The following is an 18,274-nucleotide window of genomic DNA, read 5'->3' on the forward strand; positions in this document are numbered from 1 at the left end:
GTGAGAGATAATATAATCCCTGTTCCACAAGAAATAATTAATTAAGGATTGCTACAATATGAAAACAATTAGAAAATATTTGTAAAAGTGTCAGGAAATGAATCTACTAATTTGTATATATAAAGAATAAAGAATAAAGAATAAAGAGTGGTGATAAGGGTGAAGGATATAGAAATAGTAGAAGGTCTTCGGAAACAAGATATGTTAGCATTACATACAGCAATTGATCGATATGGAGATTTAATTTACAAGGTAGTTCATAGTATTTTAGATACTGCACAGAGTAAGGTGTTAACGGTTGTATGTGTTTTTTATGGATCGTTATTATAATGAAGTTGATTTAAAAGTATTTGTATGGAATGAAGTAGCTTATATGAAAACAATATTAGACCGTAAAGGTGGAAGTGAGTTTCTGCATATAAAGTATAAAAATGATAAGGAATACGTATTATTGGGAAATACTGATGATTACAGAGAGTTATTTCAAATAGTAGGTAGGTTGAAAATAGCGAATGGAATAGAATTGAGATTACAAGATAAGAAATTAAAGAAAAAGTTAACTTTAAAACGAAGTGTGTTCAATATAATCATGTATTCACTTGTTATATATATTATGTACAAAGTCTATATAAATTTTATGCCATAATAGGAAAAGACGGCTTCACATATATGAAGCCGTCTTTTAATTAACCTTCTTCCCACTCTTCCTCATCAACGATAAGAAATAAGGTGCTCCAAGTACAGCGACGACAAGACCAGAAGGAATTTCTTTCGGATATGCAATTGTTCGGCCGAGTAAGTCAGCAATGGAAAGAAGAATTGCTCCAAACAGTGCTGAGCAAACGAATAGTCTTTGATGGTTCATACCAACAACAATTCTTGCTAAGTGAGGTGCGACAAGGCCTAAAAAGGCAATTGTACCGACAGCAGCGATATTTACTGATGCAAGTAGTGTCGCTAGCACAATTAGAGCAAGACGTGTTTTATTTACTGGTTGCCCAAGTCCAGTTGCTAAATCGTCTCCCAGTACGAGAACGTCAAGTTGTTTTATTAAGAAAAAGATAATGAATACAAGAATTAGAGATGGATATAGAATGATATTTTCTAAGTGATTCCACCCTCTTGCATACGTACTGCCAGATAACCATGTTAAAGCAGCGGCAACATTCAAATTGGCTCTAACGATAAAGATTTGAATAATTGCTGAGCCAAGCGCAGAAATACCAATCCCTATTAAAGCGAGAGCTGTTGGACTAAATCCTGATTTCCAAGAGAAGAAGAGGACAATTCCAACTGCAAGTAGTCCGCCAATAAATGCACCAATTGGTAGGAAGAAACCAGGAAGTGCAGGGAAGACATACATAATCGTTAAAGCACCGACACCAGCTCCCGATGAAATACCAATAATAGAAGGATCGGCAAGTGGGTTTCGTAATATACTTTGGAAAACAAGCCCACTTATTGCAAGGCATGCGCCAGCAATAGCAGCAACGAGCATTCTTGGTAAACGAAGATTCATCATCATATTTTTGTCAAATTGTGTTAATTGACCTGATATAACATTAGTAATGCTTTCGATATAAGCGTTACTACCGATTGTAACACCAAGAGCAATCGTCACAATACAAAGTGTGATAGATATAATGATTACCTTTTTATAAGAGTAATAGCGGGAACTAGCTCCAGCTGCATTCGCACCGTTATCATTCATATATTGTTTCGACTTCATCATTCGATACACTAAGTAAATAAGCCAAGGAGATCCAATCATTGCTGTGACTGCCCCAACAGGAAGTTCTGCACCGGTTGGATCTATTAATCTACCGACAACATCTGCTCCAAGCAATAATACTGCCCCCCATAAGAAAGAAGAGAGAAGAAGAGTAAAGTGTTGACGGTATCCGATAAGGCGCATTAAATGAGGTGCAACTAAGCCGACAAAGCCAATTGGTCCAACAACAGTAACAATTACTGCTGTTAAAAAGATTGCAGCAATGAAGGCGATAAGACGTGTTACTGCTGTTTTTTCACCAAGAGAAATAGCAACATCATCACCAAGTAAGAGAATGTTGAGTTTACGAGACATAAATAGTAAAACTAGGAAAGAAATAATGATAAATGGAAAAGCAAATTGAACGCCATCCCAGTTATTTTGAATAAGAGAGCCAGCTCCCCATAAAAATAAACCAGCTGTTTCATTTTCATAGAAAAGCTGCATCGTTCCGGTAAAGGCAGAGAGCATTAATGTAACGACCATACCAGCTAATGCCATTCTAAGTGGGGTTCCCTTTTTTCCACCAGAAATACGGTATACAAATAAAGCAGTAATAGCACCACCGATAAATGTGAACAGAAGAGAATTAATTTGTAAATCTTTCGGTAAGAAAATTGTAGCCGCTACTAGAAAGAAATATGCGCCAGAGTGAATACCCATTGTACTGGATTCAGCAAGTGGATTTTTCGTTAACGTTTGTAAAATAACCCCTGATGCAGCAAGAGCGCCTCCAGCTAAAATGGCAATTACAGCTCTAGGTAATCGAAGCATGATTAAAGTTTGATGTTCTAGCGATTGGTTCGGTGAGATAAGAGCATCAATAATCATACTATAGGAAATGTTTGCTTGACCTTGTCCGATATGAATAAAGAAAAGGAGGAGCAAGAGAGCTGCTCCTCCTCCGAATACAAGACTTGCTCGAAGTGTATGTTGTAAGCTATTCATTGTGTAATCACTTCTTCGCTGTCATTACATCTGCTACTTGTGTTGCTAAAGATGTTGCAGACTCAGGACCACCGAAAATCCAAGTGTCGCCTTTTAATTTATACATTTTGTTTTCTTTTTTGAACTTTAATTCTTCCCAAGCAGGGTTGCCTTTTAGTTGCGTGTCAAAAATGTTATCTTCATCCGCTACAATGTAAATGAAGTTTGAATCTTGTACACTTTGTAATGATTCTACAGTTGTTTGTTTAAAACCATCTGGCTCAGATTTTCCTGCTTCAAAAGTATTTGTTAGACCTAATTTTTTTGTAACTTGTAAAGCTAAAGAATTGTCAGTTAAGATACGGAATGTTGGTACGTTTTTAGCAGTAAATGCTTGTGCCATTGCGATGTTTTTATCTTTTAAGTCTGCTTTCTCAATTTTTGCTTTTGCATCAGCGAATGCTTTATCCATATCAGCTAATACTTTTTTACCTTCTTCTTCTTTTCCAACTGCTTTTGCAATTTGTTTAAATGTTTCTGTCATTTCAGCAAAGTGATCGTTATTGCTTGTTGATGGATCAAACATAACTGTTGGTGCAATTTGCTCTAATTCATTTTTAATTGCTTTACCACGGAATGAAGCTGTAATAATTAAGTCTGGTTTTAAACGGCTAATTTCTTCTAAGTTTGGTTGTTGACGTGTCCCTACATCTACAACATCTTTACTCGGTTTTGTTTTTGTATTTACCCATTTATTATAATTCTTAATGTCTGCCATCCCTACTGGCTGAACACCAAGTGCTAATAAGTCTTCAGAATATACCCACTCAAGTACAACTACTTTTTTTGCTGGTTTATCTAACTTCGTTTCCCCTTCAGCGTGTTTAATTGTTATAGCTTGATTTTTATTGTCCGCTTTTGTTTCTTTTTTCTCCTCTTTTTGCTGTCCGCATCCAACAGCGAATAGAAGAACTACTATGAAAATACTGAGAATTTTCTTCATCTTCTGCCCCCAAATTAAGTGTTTTTTGTAACTAGTACCATAAGTGAAAATGGTTATCAATTACAACACCCAAATCATACTATGAGGATATTTTAAGTGTCAATATATTTTTAAAATTTTGACGAAAAATAACGAACTATACGGATTTTTATATATTATAGTCGCTATTTATGAAGAATAAGCCTCTTTACTAAAAATATTGGCGAATGTGGAAAGTTTAAATGGGAAAGTGGCTGTGTACGATAGTGTAATGTGTATTGTTAATAGTCTGTGGAGATAAGGCGAAAGTACAAGCAAAAGGAGAGTGAATCGCATGTAATAATTACTAGAATGTATGGAGGAAATCTGTGTTTTATCCCCAACTAGGCAAAGTATTTCTTTGTTATTTAGATAGGTGTTTTTTAAGTCGGTGATTGCGCTAAAAAGATCGAATGTAAAGGAAGTGATCAACATGTCTTCATGGAGCAATAACGTAAATGGATATTGTGGGTGTAATAATCAAAATGGTGTACATGTTGATTCATGCTGTTTTAGTTGCGATGGGACAGTTCCTAAGGTTGGTCCAACCGGTCCGACGGGGGCAACAGGAGCAACAGGCGACACAGGTCCAACGGGAGCGACAGGAATAACAGGGGCAACGGGTCCAACAGGAGCGACAGGAATAACAGGAGCAACAGGCCCAACGGGAGCGACAGGAAGAACAGGGGCAACGGGACCAACAGGAGCGACAGGAATAACAGGAGCAACAGGAGCAACAGGAGCAACAGGCCCAACAGGAGCAACGGGTTCAACGGGGGCGACAGGGGTAACAGGCGACACAGGAGCAACAGGCCCAACAGGAATAACAGGGGCAACGGGTCCAACGGGGGCGACAGGAGTAACGGGTCCAACGGGAGCGACGGGTCCAACGGGAGCGACAGGCCCAACAGGAGCAACAGGCACAAGTATAACGGCAACATACGCCTTTGCAAATAATACGTCGGGTACAGCAATATCGGTACTACTAGGTGGAACAAACGTTCCGCTTCCAAACAATCAGAATATCGGTCCAGGTATTACAGTGTCTGGGGGGAACACAGTATTTACGGCTGCAAATGCAGGGAATTATTATATTTCATATTCAATTAATATAACGGCTGCATTATTAGTTAGTTCACGAATTACAATTAATGGGGCACCGCTTGCTGGGACTATTAATTCTCCTGCATTAGCAACGACATCATTTAGTGCGACAATTATTACGACTCTTGCGGCGGGGAGTGCAATTAGTTTGCAATTATTTGGTTTGTTAGCTGTTGCGACATTATCAACAACTACCCCAGGAGCGGTATTAACAATTATAAGATTAAGTTAATGACAAACTCTCTTACTCTTTTAAGAGTAAGAGAGTTTCTACATATAATAAGAAGTTAATGAAGTAAAGCATAGTTATATAAAAGTCAGAATATTATGATTGTAACGCTATGGTGACTATAATATAATGAAAATAACCATCATGAATGAACATTCATTTATTTTTTATGTATTTGAAGGGGGAATGAAGGTGGAAAAACCATGGTTGAAAAGTTATCCAGAGGAAATTCCTAGTACGATTTCTTATGATATTCAGCCGCTTCATAGATATGTAGAACAGATGGCATCTCGCTACCCAGAAAAGAAAGCGCTTCACTTTTTAGGGAAGGATATTACGTTTTCGGACTTCCATGATAAGGTGAAGAGGTTTGCAAATTATCTTCAAAAGCTCGGTGTGGAAAAGGGTGATCGAGTTGCTATTATGTTGCCAAATTGTCCGCAAGCTGTAATTGGTTATTACGGCACATTACTTGCGGGAGGTATCGTAGTACAAACAAATCCACTGTATACAGAAAGAGAATTAGAATATCAGCTTCATGACTCGGGAGCAAAAGTAATTCTTTGTCTCGATTTAGTGTTTCCAAGAGTAACGAATGTTCAATCTGCTACAAAAATTGAGCATATTATCGTAACTCGTATTGCAGACTTTTTGCCATTCCCTAAAAATCTATTGTATCCATTTGTGCAGAAAAAACAGTCGAATTTAGTTGTGAAAGTATCAGAGAGTGAAACGATTCATCTTTGGAATTCAGTAGAAAAAGAAGTGAATACGAATGTTGAGGTGCCTTGTGATCCTGAAAATGATCTAGCCCTTTTACAGTACACAGGAGGAACAACCGGATTTCCGAAAGGAGTTATGTTAACGCATAAAAACCTCGTCTCTAACACGTTAATGGGAGTTCAATGGTTATATAATTGCAAAGAAGGAGAAGAAGTCGTTCTTGGGGTTCTTCCATTTTTCCATGTTTATGGTATGACAGCTGTTATGAATTTAAGTATTATGCAAGGATACAAAATGGTCCTTATTCCAAAGTTTGATATGAAAATGGTTTTTGAAGCGATTAAGAAGCATAAAGTGACATTGTTTCCAGGGGCACCAACTATTTATATCGCTCTTTTAAATAGTCCGCTTTTAAAAGAATACGATATTTCTTCTATTCGTGCTTGTATTAGTGGATCAGCACCACTGCCAGTAGAAGTACAGGAAAAGTTCGAAAAAGTTACAGGTGGTAAACTAGTAGAGGGATATGGTTTAACAGAATCCTCTCCGGTTACACATAGTAATTTTTTATGGGAAAAGCGAGTGCCAGGTAGCATCGGAGTTCCGTGGCCAGATACAGAAGCAATCATTATGTCACTTGAAACTGGTGAGGCATTACCGCCAGGAGAAATAGGGGAAATTGTAGTGAAAGGTCCTCAAATTATGAAAGGATACTGGAATAAGCCAGAGGAAACAGCGGCTGTATTGCAAGATGGCTGGCTCCATACAGGGGATGTTGGCTACATGGATGAAGATGGATTCTTCTATGTAAAAGATCGCAAGAAAGATATGATTGTCGCGAGTGGATTTAATGTGTATCCTCGTGAAGTTGAAGAAGTATTATATGAGCATGAAAAAGTGCAAGAAGTAGTGACAATTGGAGTTCCAGATCCGTACCGAGGAGAGACAGTTAAAGCATTTGTTGTGTTAAAAGAAGGTACGGAGTGCTCTGAGGAAGAATTAAATCAGTTTGCACGTAAATATTTAGCGGCTTATAAAGTGCCGAAAGTATATGAGTTTAGAGATGAATTGCCAAAAACGACAGTAGGGAAAATTTTACGCCGTGTTCTAATAGATGAAGAGAAGAGAAAGAATGAGGATGAGCAAACGGGCTAAGGCCCTTTCTTTTTGAAAAAATAGGATTGACACTTTTCTAAATAGTCAGTATTATAAGAATATGAATGACTATTCATTCAGTCATCTTCTTGAAGGGGACAGTAAAGTGAAGAAAAATAGACCGAAATACAATCAAATTATTGATGCGGCAGTCATTGTGATTGCGGAGAATGGGTACCACCAAGCGCAAGTTTCTAAAATCGCAAAGCAAGCTGGGGTAGCTGATGGCACGATTTATTTATATTTTAAAAATAAAGAAGATATATTAATATCCTTATTCCAAGAGAAGATGGGAGAATTTGTCGAAACAATTCGTCAAAAAACAGCAGGAATTGAAAGCGCTGTATCGAAGTTATTCATGTTGGTAGAAACGCACTTCTTGCTGTTGTCGCAAAATGATCCTCTTGCTATCGTTACGCAATTAGAGCTAAGGCAGTCCAATCAAGACTTGCGCCTTAAAATAAATGAAGTATTAAAAGGCTACTTACAAGTTATGGATGAGATTTTAGAGACTGGTATAAAACAAGGTGAATTTCAAGCAGATTTAAATGTTCGCGTGGCAAGACAAATGATCTTTGGAACAGTAGATGAAGTTGTGACCAATTGGGTAATGAGCGATCATAAGTATGATCTGGTCGCACTTTCAAAAACGGTACACGGGCTACTTATTGCAGCTTGTGGTTATCGTCAATAATGGGAGGGATCATGTTGAAATTCCTATCTGTAAGAGTTGAAGATCATATCGCGGTGGCGACATTAAATCACGCACCAGCGAATGCGATGTCTTCACAAGTTATGCATGATGTTACTGAATTAATTGATCAAGTGGAAAAGGATGATAACATTCACGTTGTTGTTATTCACGGTGAAGGACGTTTCTTCTCAGCGGGAGCAGATATTAAAGAATTTACATCTGTTACTGAAGCGAAGCAAGCAACAGAATTAGCACAGCTTGGACAAGTTACGTTTGAGCGTGTTGAAAAATGTTCAAAACCAGTTATTGCGGCAATTCATGGAGCGGCACTGGGCGGCGGCCTTGAGTTTGCTATGTCTTGCCACATGCGCTTTGCAACTGAAAGTGCAAAACTTGGTTTACCTGAATTAACACTTGGATTAATTCCTGGCTTTGCAGGTACACAGCGCTTACCACGTTATGTTGGGAAAGCGAAAGCTTGTGAAATGATGTTAACAAGTACACCAATTACTGGTGCAGAAGCATTAAAGTGGGGACTTGTTAACGGATTGTTCTCTGAAGAATCTCTTTTAGATGATACGCTTAAAGTTGCAAAACAAATTGCTGGAAAAAGTCCAGCAACAACTCGTGCTGTACTAGAGTTATTGCAAACGACAAAATCGTCTCATTACTATGAAGGTGTACAACGTGAATCACAGATTTTTGGTGAAGTATTTACGAGTGAAGATGGAAGAGAAGGTGTAGCTGCATTTTTAGAAAAGCGTAAACCTTCATTTAGTGGCAGGTAGTTCAATTATTTTTTTAATATAAATTAACAGAAAATTAAAATTGATAGAATCTTTCTGAAAAACAAGGGGGTAAATGGAATGAACATCTACGTACTCATGAAACGAACATTTGATACAGAAGAAAAAATCGTAATTAAAAACGGTGCAATTTACGATGGCGAAGCGGAATTCATCATCAACCCTTACGATGAATATGCAATTGAAGAAGCAATTCAAGTAAGAGACGCACAAGGTGGAGAAGTTACAGTTGTAACAGTCGGTGGCGAAGATAGTGAGAAAGAACTTCGTACTGCATTAGCAATGGGCTGTGATAAAGCTGTATTAATTAATATTGAAGATGATGTAGAAAATGGTGACCAGTTCACGACAGCAAAAGTGCTTGCTGAATATTTAAAAGATAAAGATGCAGATTTAATTTTAGGCGGAAACGTTGCAATTGATGGTGCATCTGGACAAGTAGGACCACGCGTAGCTGAAGCGTTAAATATTCCGTATGTAACGACAATTACAAAACTTGAAATTGACGGTACAAATGTGAAGATTGAGCGTGATGTTGAAGGTGATACAGAAGTGATTGCAACTTCATTACCAGTTTTAGTAACAGCACAGCAAGGTTTAAATGAACCGCGTTATCCATCGCTTCCAGGTATTATGAAAGCGAAGAAAAAGCCGCTAGAAGAATTAGAATTAGATGATTTAGATTTAGAAGAAGATGATGTGGAAGCAAAGACAAAAACAATTGAAATCTATTTGCCTCCTAAGAAAGATGCAGGAAAAGTGTTACAAGGCGAGCTGCAAGATCAAGTAAAAGAACTTGTATCGTTGCTCCATACAGAAGCGAAAGTAATCTAATAAAATACGAAATTATATATGCAGGAGGGAAAATCTATGGCTCGTAAAGTATTAGTAATGGGTGAAGTTCGTGATGGATCGCTACGTAACGTTTCTTTTGAAGCGGTAGCAGCAGCAAAAACAATTGCAGAAGGCGGTGAAGTAGTAGGTCTTCTAATTGGAGACAGCGTTGCCTCTTTTGCAAATGAATTGATTCATTACGGTGCAGATCGCGTTGTGACAGTTGAAAATGATAAATTAAAATCATATACATCTGATGGTTATGCACAAGCGTTTTTAGCTGTACATGCTGAAGAAAATCCAGAAGGTATCGTTTTTGGACATACAGCACTTGGTAAAGATTTATCACCAAAATTAGCAGCGAAGCTTGAAGCTGGTTTAGTTTCTGACGTAACTGCTTTAGAGGTTGAAGGTGGAAATGTTATCTTCACTCGTCCAATTTACTCTGGTAAAGCATTCGAGAAGAAGATTGTAACAGACGGCATCTTATTTGCGACAGTGCGTCCAAATAACATTGCAACTCTGGAAAAAGATGAGTCTCGCAGCGGTGACGTATCTTCTATTACAGTTGATGTGAAAGATTTACGTACAATCATTCAAGATGTTGTCCGTAAAACAGCAGAAGGTGTGGATCTTTCTGAAGCAAAAGTTATTATCGCTGGCGGACGTGGTGTGAAGAGTGAAGAAGGCTTTAAGCCATTAAAAGAGTTAGCAGACGTACTAGGCGGCGCTGTTGGGGCATCTCGTGGTGCTTGTGACGCTGAATACTGTGATTACTCATTACAAATTGGTCAAACTGGTAAAGTTGTTACGCCAGACTTATACATTGCATGTGGTATTTCTGGTGCGATTCAGCATTTAGCAGGTATGTCTAACTCAAAAATAATCGTTGCGATTAATAAAGATCCAGAAGCAAGTATCTTTAAAGTAGCTGACTATGGTATTGTCGGTGACTTATTCGAAGTTGTACCTCTTTTAACAGAAGAGTTTAAAAAGTTAAAAGTACATTCATGATTTAAGTACCCTTGAGTTCCAAGTGAAGTACCCCTATATATAGAAAAAGGTGAGAGATCCCCTGTCTCTCATCTTTTTAGTATTTAATCCGTATTTTTATATAGTATAAAGGAACATTTTTTTGTTACAATACATAACGATACATATTATTCGCCACGTATATAAGTTAATGATATACTCTTGGTAGAATATACTTGAAGGAGGAAATAAAATGGCAATTGTAAACGCAAATGACCAAAGCTTCGCAGCAGAAACTAGCGAAGGTGTTGTATTATTAGATTTCTGGGCACCTTGGTGTGGACCTTGTAAAATGATCGCTCCTGTATTAGAGGAAATTGATGCAGAACTAGGCGAAAAAGTAAAAGTAGTAAAAGTAGACGTTGATGAAAACCAAGAAACTGCTCGTCAATTCGAAGTAATGAGCATTCCAGCTCTTTTCGTATTAAAAGACGGTAAAGTAGTTGATCAAGCGTTAGGTTACAAACCGAAAGAAGCGTTAGTAGAATTAGTTTCTAAACACTTCTAAAATAAAAAAAGCTACCATTTGGTAGCTTTTTTTATTTTCTTTTTTACAGTCTTTCCGTTACAATAAAAGAACGTATGTTGGGTGTTTGGGCATAGTATGTTTTCAAGGGAAAATAAAAATGCTAAGTATGTAGAAATGGAGGGAGACGAGTGCATGAACATTTGAAAGAGAAGTTGGCTATTTTACCAGATCAACCTGGTTGTTATTTGATGAAAGATAAGCAAGGAACGGTTATATATGTCGGAAAGGCAAAAGTGCTTAAAAATCGTGTGCGCTCGTACTTTACTGGTTCACATGATGGGAAAACACTGCGGCTTGTAGGAGAAATTGTTGATTTTGAATATATTGTAACCTCTTCGAATTTAGAAGCACTTATTTTAGAGTTAAATCTAATTAAAAAATATGATCCGAAATATAATATTCAATTAAAAGATGATAAAACATATCCTTTTATTAAAATTACGGCGGAGAAGCAACCGCGCTTACTCATTACTCGAAACGTAAAAAAGGATAAAGGGAAATATTTTGGTCCTTATCCAAATGCACAATCTGCTCATGAAACGAAAAAACTGCTAGATCGTATGTATCCACTTCGGAAATGCACGAATATGCCAGATAAAGTTTGTTTGTATTATCATATGGGTCAATGTTTAGCGCCTTGTGTGAAAGAAGTGACGGAAGAACAAAATAAAGAAATTGTAGATGAAATTATTAAGTTTTTAAATGGTGGACATAAAGAAGTTCGTTCAGAACTAGAAATAAAAATGTATGAGGCCTCAGAGAAACTAGAGTTTGAACGTGCAAAAGAGTTGCGTGATCAAATTGCTCATATTGATGCGATTATGGAAAAACAAAAGATGATTATGAGTGACTTAGTAGATCGTGATGTGTTTGGATATGCAGTGGATAAAGGATGGATGTGTGTTCAAGTTTTCTTCGTTCGAAAAGGAAAGCTAATTGAACGTGATGTTTCTATGTTTCCAATTTACGATGAACCAGAAGAGGGTTTTTTAACGTTTATCGGCCAATTTTATGAAAACAGTAGTCATTTTAAGCCGAAGGAAATTGTCGTTCCAGGAAGTATAGACTCGGAATTAGTAGAGCGCTTTTTAGAAGTGGAAGCGACGCAGCCGAAACGTGGTAAGAAAAAAGACCTTGTAGAATTGGCAAATAAAAATGCGAAGATTGCTCTTGAAGAGAAGTTTTACTTAATTGAACGTGATGAAGAACGAACGATTAAAGCGGTAGATCATTTAGGGAAGCAGCTTGGGATTGAAACGCCGTATCGTATTGAAGCGTTTGATAACTCAAATATTCAAGGAACAAATCCCGTTTCTGCAATGATTGCTTTTATCGATGGGAAACCGGCGAAGAAAGAGTATCGAAAATATAAAATTAAAACGGTTCAAGGGCCAGATGATTATGAGTCTATGAGAGAAGTTGTGAGGCGCCGTTATACAAGAGCGCTTAAAGAAAATTCACCTTTACCTGATTTGATTATTATTGATGGAGGAAAAGGCCATCTAGCGGCTGCAAGTGATATTTTAGAGAATGAGCTCGGATTATATATTCCGATGGCAGGTCTTGTAAAAGATGATAAACATAAAACCTCCCATTTAATTATTGGGGATCCACCGGAACCTGTGATGCTTGAGAGAAATAGCCAAGAATTTTATTTATTGCAGCGTATTCAAGATGAGGTGCATCGATTTGCGATTACATTCCATCGTCAATTACATGGGAAATCTGTCATTCAATCAGCATTGGATGATATTCCAGGAATCGGTGATAAACGGAAAAAGGTATTGTTAAAACATTTTGGTTCATTAAAGAAGATGAAAGAAGCTTCTATAGAGGAATTTGTCGAAGCGGGTATGCCGAAAAATGTCGCAGAGACGATTTATACGTATTTAACAGATAAGAAGACGTTGTAGTTTACAACGTCTTCTGTTTTTTGGTATAATTTCTGAAGATTTAAAATAAACTCATCTGAATGAAAATACAAAAAAGTCAACTAAACTGATATGTCTAGTTGACTGTAGGTAATGCTTACACTTCAATGAGATCTTTTATATCCCATTTTACAAGAAATGTAATAGAGTCAGAACGTTTTTTCTTTTCTTCGTATGACTCTGCAACGACGTTCCGTTGCTTTTGGATTTGTTCAGCGATGAATCCGGCTTCTAGTTGATAAGAAGAATGTCGTTTTTGTTTTTGACGTTCTGCGATGAGTGTGCCTTTAAGTTGGAACTGCATTTCACGACGCTTATGTTCAACAATGCTTAAAGTGCCCCAGCCAGCCTTTTCAAAGAACTGAATGACTTCTTCAATTGTTTCTAGCGGATATTTTCTTGCAAGGTTTCTACCAGACCAGTATAAAATACCATCTAAATCGTTGCCGATTAAATCAGGTAGTAATTCTTCACGTAGCAATTCATAAGCGAAGGCGTTCAATGAAACATCTTCTAAAGATGTTGTATCGATTGTATTTTTACTCACAATATTCCCCTCTTTCTATAGGGATTATTATATAACATTTCACATTTATAAAAACAGATTTTTCTTTAGGAAAATCTGAATATATAAGAAGAAAAAAAGAATTGGCAAATTATATGCAAATTATGTATACGTTTTCTTGACGCTTCGACAAAAATAGGAGTAAAATGAACTTGGTATCAAATTATGCTGAAATATTTCGAATAATTTTTTCAGTTTTTCTTATGCCAATAGTGAAAAAACATTATTGTCATAAACTAATCTGAAAACAGCAGTCAAACATTCAAGGGGGGTAATGGGGACATGAAAGGCCGCGAGTATACGTTTCGTAAGTGGCACTCATTAATGGGGGTCATCCCGGTTGGTGTCTTTTTGACGCAACATTTAATTGTAAACAACTTTGCAACACGAGGAGCAGAGGCTTTTAACAAAGCTGCAGGCTTTATGGAGCTCCTTCCATTCCGGTATGCGCTAGAAATTTTCATCATCTTTTTACCGATACTGTACCATGCTATATATGGCTTATATATTGCATTTACAGCTAAGAACAATGCAGTTTCTTACGGTTATTTCCGTAACTGGATGTTCGTCTTCCAAAGAATTTCAGGTATCGTTACGCTGATCTTCATTTCTTGGCACGTCTGGGAAACTCGTATTCAAGCAATGTTAGGTAAAGAGGTAAACTATGATATGATGGCAGATATTTTAAACAATCCAGCTATGTTTGCATTCTACTTAGTTGGTGTTGTTTCAACAATTTTCCACTTTGCAAATGGACTATGGACATTCTGCATCAGCTGGGGAATTACAGTATCTCCACGTTCACAAAGAATCTCTACTTATGTAACATTAGCTATTTTCTTAGGTTTATCTTATGTAGGTGTGAGTGCATTATTAGCGTTCATCGATCCACAGCTAGCAAACCAGTAAGGAGTGGGAGAGCATGAAAGGGAAACTTATAGTAGTCGGCGGTGGCTTGGCTGGCTTAATGGCAACGATTAAAGCGGCAGAAGCAGGAGTAAATGTTGAACTGTTTTCTTTAGTACCAGTAAAACGTTCACATTCTGTATGTGCTCAGGGCGGAATTAACGGTGCCGTAAATACGAAAGGTGAAGGGGATTCTCCATGGATCCACTTTGACGATACAATTTATGGTGGGGACTTCTTAGCGAACCAACCACCAGTTAAAGCAATGTGTGAAGCAGCACCTGGTATCATTCATTTAATGGACCGTATGGGTGTTATGTTCAACCGTACGGAAGAAGGACTTCTTGATTTCCGTCGATTTGGTGGAACGCAACATCACCGTACAGCATTTGCTGGTGCAACAACTGGACAGCAATTACTTTACGCATTAGATGAGCAAGTACGTCGTCACGAAGTAGCAGGACTTGTAACGAAATATGAAGGTTGGGATTTCTTACGAGCTGTTGTTGATGATGAAGGTGTGTGCCGAGGAATCGTTGCACAAGACTTACAAACTATGGAGATTAGAAGTTTCGGAGCAGATGCCGTGATTATGGCAACAGGGGGCCCTGGTATCATTTTCGGAAAATCAACAAACTCCATTATCAATACAGGTACAGCAGCTTCTGCTGTATATCAACAAGGCGCATATTATGCAAACGGTGAGTTCATTCAAATTCACCCAACGGCAATTCCTGGAGACGATAAATTACGTCTTATGAGTGAATCTGCACGTGGTGAAGGTGGACGTGTTTGGACATATAAAGATGGTAAACCATGGTACTTCTTAGAAGAAAAATATCCGGCTTACGGAAACCTTGTACCTCGTGACATCGCAACGCGTGAAATCTTTGATGTTTGCGTAGAGCAAAAACTAGGTATTAACGGTGAAAACATGGTGTACTTAGATCTTTCTCATAAAGATCCAAAAGAACTAGATATTAAACTAGGTGGAATTATTGAAATCTATGAGAAATTTACAGGGGATGATCCTCGTAAACTACCGATGAAAATCTTCCCAGCTGTTCACTATTCAATGGGCGGACTATGGGTTGATTATAAACAGATGACAAACATTCCAGGTTTATTTGCAGCAGGTGAGTGTGATTATTCTATGCACGGTGGTAACCGTCTTGGTGCGAACTCACTATTATCAGCAATTTATGGTGGTATGGTAGCAGGACCAAACGCAATTGAGTATATGAAAGGTCTTTCTAAATCATCTGATGCTGTTTCATCTACTGTATATGAGCAAAATGAATTAATCGAAACAGAGAAATTTAACAATATTTTAACGATGGATGGTAACGAAAATGCGTATGTTCTTCATAAAGAGCTTGGAGAATGGATGACAGATAACGTTACAGTAGTTCGTGAAAATAAAAAATTATTAGAAACAGATGCGAAAATTGAAGAATTAATGGCTCGTTACAAACGTATTAACATTAACGATACAGCAAGATGGAGTAACCAAGGTGCTTCATTTACACGCCAACTTGCAAATATGTTTGAGTTAGCACGTGTTATTACAATTGGCGCATATAACCGTAATGAGAGCCGTGGGGCGCATTACAAACCTGAATTCCCAAATCGTGATGATGCAAACTTCTTAAAAACTACGATGGCAAAATTTGAGGGAGAAGGAAATGCACCAGCATTCCATTACGAGGACGTTGATATTTCGTTAATTAAACCGCGTAAACGTGATTATTCTTCAAAACACGATGTAGCTGCTAAGGGTGAAGAGAAGGGGGATAAACAACATGTCTGAGAAAACAATCCGCCTCATCATTACGAGACAAGACGGGCCAGATGCGCAAGCGTTTGACCAAGAGTTTGAAATTCCATATCGTCCGAATATGAATATTATCTCAGCACTTATGGAAATCCGTCGTAATCCTGTTGATTCAAAAGGGAACCAAACAACTCCGATTGCCTGGGATATGAACTGCTTAGAGGAAGTATGTGGTGCATGTTCGATGGTGATTAACGGAAAACCACGTCAATCATGTACGGCACTTATCGATCAATTAGAGCAACCAATTCGCTTAAAACCGATGAAGACATTCCCGGTTGTACGTGACTTACAAGTTGATCGTAGTCGCATGTTTAATGCTCTAAAACGCGTTAAAGCGTGGATTCCAATTGATGGTACGTATGACCTAGGTCCAGGACCAAGAATGCCTGAGAAAAAGCGTCAATGGGCTTATGAGCTTTCAAAATGTATGACATGTGGTGTTTGCTTAGAATCATGTCCAAACGTAAACAGTAAGTCTGACTTTATTGGACCAGCACCGTTATCACAAGCTCGCTTATTCAACTCACATCCAACGGGTGAAATGCATAAAGCAGATCGCTTACGTGCAATTATGGGAGATGGAGGACTAGCAAACTGTGGTAACTCTCAAAACTGTGTGCAATCATGTCCGAAGGGTATTCCTTTAACAACTTCAATTGCGGCATTAAACCGTGATACAACAATTCAATCGTTCAAAGATTTCTTTGGTAGCGATAATAACTATTAATAAATATTGCCTCTTCATATCGAAGAGGCAATATTTATAACTTTATTTTTCTGTTTATTCTGTTTATTTCGAGGTGAAAAGGAGAGATAACAATGAAGAGGATTTCTTATATTGAAGACTTTGAGCAATGGGAAAGTGGTTTTTCGTTTTACAACCCTGTAAAGGTTCGTTTTGGTGAAGTAGATATGTTTGGACATGTAAATAATGTCGTTGCTTTTACTTATTTTGAAGAAGCTCGTATTGCGTTGTTTAAAGAACTTGGATTTATGCAAGAGTGGACACATGCATCATCAGAAACGATGATCGTTGTTGCGGATTTACAATGTAATTTTATTAAGCAAATATATTTTGATGAACAGCTGAAGGTGTATGTAAAGGCAGGATCGGTCGGGAATTCTTCTTTAGATTTACATTATATGGTGAAGAATGCAGCAGGAGAGGTTTGTTTAGTAGGTCGCGGAATGATGGTTCAAGCTTCGAAAAAAACAGGAAGAGGCGAACCATGGCCTGAAGAATGGAAGAAGAAATTACTACAATAATAGAGTGAAAGAAAAATAAGAGAGCAATTTGCTCTCTTATTTTTTGTCTTCCATCGCTTCTTCTAATGTTAAGTGATGTTTATATAGGTATGTAGCGTATGGATTACCAACGTAGCGTAAGTGCCATGGTTCATAGGCATATTCTGTTGTATCTGTTTTATCTTCTAAGTAACGAATGACAAAGCCGAATTCATGAGCATGTTCCGCGACCCATTTTCCTTCTGCTGTCTCTCCGAAGATAGGCTCTAATTGAAATTTAGCTGATTTTGAACTAATATCCATTGCTAAACCCGTTTGGTGTTCACTTGTACCAGGAATTGCGCTTACCGAATTAGCTTCGGCTTTTCCTTGACGTCTAACGTATGTATCATGCAACGATTTTTGGCGTTTGTATGAACGATAACCAGATACAGCTGTAAGATCAAGCCCTTCTTTTTTCGCAGCTTTGAACATGTTTTCAAGTGCCTCGGCAGCATCTTTGCGCAGCAATGTTTTTTCTTTATCTTTTGGACTAATAAATGGTACATTTGGTCTCGTTAAGTCTTCAGGAATGTATCCATCTGGTAGTTTTCGATGTTTATTAATTAAGACAAGATTAGATTTTGGATTTGTTACAACTGAAAAGTCATTGTCTATTTTCTTTGCATTATGATCAGCTTTTGGAAAAGCAGGAATCTCTTCTTTTTTATGGTTATTATGCTTTTGACTTTCGACAGCTTTTGCTTCATTATGTAGTGGTGTTTTAGAACCAAAGTAAGCGAAAGATGTGATCCCGATTACAATAGTAGTGGCAGAAATAATTATTATCTTTTTCATGATGCCTTGTAATCACAGTCCCTTCTTCATAAAATGTGTATTGTTTTTTTTATTATAAATCTAGTTTGTTGGAAAAGGAATATAAGAGTCATAACGTAATAGAAATGCAAAGAAAATGTCAGAAAATG

At 37.6% G+C, this 18,274-nt stretch carries 17 protein-coding genes and 1 pseudogene; 14 read left to right on the forward strand and 4 right to left on the reverse strand.

The window, feature by feature from the left end; all coding sequences use genetic code 11:
• The first annotated feature begins 159 nt into the window (after positions 1-159).
• Entirely contained in the window at positions 160-330 is a 171-nt protein-coding gene (locus MR136_RS28515) for a hypothetical protein (RefSeq protein WP_002026384.1), read from the forward strand.
• Positions 296-646, forward strand: a pseudogene (locus MR136_RS01170) (hypothetical protein); the annotation flags it as partial. The gene MR136_RS28515 and the pseudogene MR136_RS01170, both read left to right, overlap by 35 nt.
• Before the next feature lie 36 nt (positions 647-682).
• On the opposite strand, the gene fhuB reads toward MR136_RS01170, so the two are convergent.
• Together fhuB and MR136_RS01180 are read right to left on the reverse strand one after the other, a co-directional pair.
• Positions 683-2,719: a Fe(3+)-hydroxamate ABC transporter permease FhuB gene (fhuB, locus tag MR136_RS01175; protein WP_242259239.1), complete on the reverse strand. Its 2,037-nt coding sequence runs from the start codon at positions 2,717-2,719 to the stop codon at positions 683-685.
• A 7-nt stretch (positions 2,720-2,726) separates the two neighbouring features.
• Positions 2,727-3,701 (reverse strand): ABC transporter substrate-binding protein, encoded by a 975-nt coding sequence (locus MR136_RS01180; protein WP_000722821.1) that lies wholly within the window; start codon positions 3,699-3,701, stop codon positions 2,727-2,729.
• 451 nt (positions 3,702-4,152) lie between these two features.
• Here MR136_RS01180 and MR136_RS01185 point away from each other — a divergent pair, with 451 nt between their 5' ends.
• From MR136_RS01185 to uvrC, 8 genes are all read left to right on the forward strand, one after another.
• Positions 4,153-5,055 (forward strand): BclA C-terminal domain-containing protein, encoded by a 903-nt coding sequence (locus MR136_RS01185; protein ID WP_242259240.1) that lies wholly within the window; start codon positions 4,153-4,155, stop codon positions 5,053-5,055.
• A gap of 189 nt (positions 5,056-5,244) precedes the next feature.
• Positions 5,245-6,930, forward strand: a complete 1,686-nt coding sequence (locus MR136_RS01190) for a long-chain-fatty-acid--CoA ligase (RefSeq protein ID WP_000414744.1) — start codon at positions 5,245-5,247, stop codon at positions 6,928-6,930.
• Between the two features lie 106 nt (positions 6,931-7,036).
• Entirely contained in the window at positions 7,037-7,624 is a 588-nt protein-coding gene (locus MR136_RS01195; protein ID WP_000742223.1) for a TetR/AcrR family transcriptional regulator, read from the forward strand.
• Positions 7,625-7,635: 11 nt separating this feature from the next.
• On the forward strand, positions 7,636-8,412 hold the full coding sequence (locus MR136_RS01200; RefSeq protein WP_098584328.1) for an enoyl-CoA hydratase: 777 nt from the start codon (positions 7,636-7,638) through the stop codon (positions 8,410-8,412).
• Positions 8,413-8,490: 78 nt separating this feature from the next.
• Positions 8,491-9,264, forward strand: a complete 774-nt coding sequence (etfB, locus tag MR136_RS01205; protein WP_001029028.1) for an electron transfer flavoprotein subunit beta — start codon at positions 8,491-8,493, stop codon at positions 9,262-9,264.
• Positions 9,265-9,300: 36 nt separating this feature from the next.
• Positions 9,301-10,278, forward strand: coding sequence for an electron transfer flavoprotein subunit alpha (gene etfA / locus MR136_RS01210; RefSeq protein ID WP_000101945.1), 978 nt, complete (start codon positions 9,301-9,303; stop codon positions 10,276-10,278).
• 211 nt (positions 10,279-10,489) lie between these two features.
• Positions 10,490-10,804 carry a thioredoxin gene (trxA, locus tag MR136_RS01215; protein ID WP_001018943.1) on the forward strand — a complete coding sequence of 105 codons (315 nt, stop codon included), beginning with the start codon at positions 10,490-10,492 and terminating at the stop codon, positions 10,802-10,804.
• A gap of 149 nt (positions 10,805-10,953) precedes the next feature.
• Positions 10,954-12,738, forward strand: a complete 1,785-nt coding sequence (gene uvrC / locus MR136_RS01220; RefSeq protein WP_000544296.1) for an excinuclease ABC subunit C — start codon at positions 10,954-10,956, stop codon at positions 12,736-12,738.
• Between the two features lie 115 nt (positions 12,739-12,853).
• On the opposite strand, the gene MR136_RS01225 is transcribed toward uvrC, so the two are convergent.
• Entirely contained in the window at positions 12,854-13,303 is a 450-nt protein-coding gene (locus MR136_RS01225) for a YslB family protein (protein WP_000042226.1), read from the reverse strand.
• A gap of 300 nt (positions 13,304-13,603) precedes the next feature.
• Between MR136_RS01225 and sdhC the strand changes: the two genes are divergently transcribed.
• The 4 genes from sdhC to MR136_RS01245 all read left to right on the forward strand — a co-directional run bounded on the left by sdhC (position 13,604) and on the right by MR136_RS01245 (position 17,330).
• A complete protein-coding gene (gene sdhC / locus MR136_RS01230) occupies positions 13,604-14,230 on the forward strand; it encodes a succinate dehydrogenase cytochrome B558 (protein WP_000678354.1) in 627 nt (208 codons plus the stop codon).
• Between the two features lie 13 nt (positions 14,231-14,243).
• Positions 14,244-16,037, forward strand: coding sequence for a succinate dehydrogenase flavoprotein subunit (gene sdhA, locus MR136_RS01235; RefSeq protein WP_000676750.1), 1,794 nt, complete (start codon positions 14,244-14,246; stop codon positions 16,035-16,037).
• Positions 16,030-16,791 carry a succinate dehydrogenase iron-sulfur subunit gene (gene sdhB / locus MR136_RS01240; protein ID WP_001291827.1) on the forward strand — a complete coding sequence of 254 codons (762 nt, stop codon included), beginning with the start codon at positions 16,030-16,032 and terminating at the stop codon, positions 16,789-16,791. Before sdhA ends, sdhB begins: the two co-directional genes overlap by 8 nt.
• Positions 16,792-16,883: 92 nt before the next feature.
• Complete coding sequence (locus tag MR136_RS01245) at positions 16,884-17,330, forward strand: acyl-CoA thioesterase (RefSeq protein WP_000822734.1); 447 nt, start codon at positions 16,884-16,886, stop codon at positions 17,328-17,330.
• A 36-nt stretch (positions 17,331-17,366) separates the two neighbouring features.
• Here the strand turns inward: MR136_RS01245 and MR136_RS01250 are convergent, their stop codons facing one another.
• Positions 17,367-18,146 carry a M15 family metallopeptidase gene (locus MR136_RS01250; RefSeq protein WP_000720201.1) on the reverse strand — a complete coding sequence of 260 codons (780 nt, stop codon included), beginning with the start codon at positions 18,144-18,146 and terminating at the stop codon, positions 17,367-17,369.
• Positions 18,147-18,274 lie beyond the last annotated feature (128 nt).

Origin of the sequence: Bacillus cereus group sp. BfR-BA-01311 (assembly GCF_022664295.1) — a bacterium.
GTDB lineage: Bacteria > Bacillota > Bacilli > Bacillales > Bacillaceae_G > Bacillus_A > Bacillus_A cereus.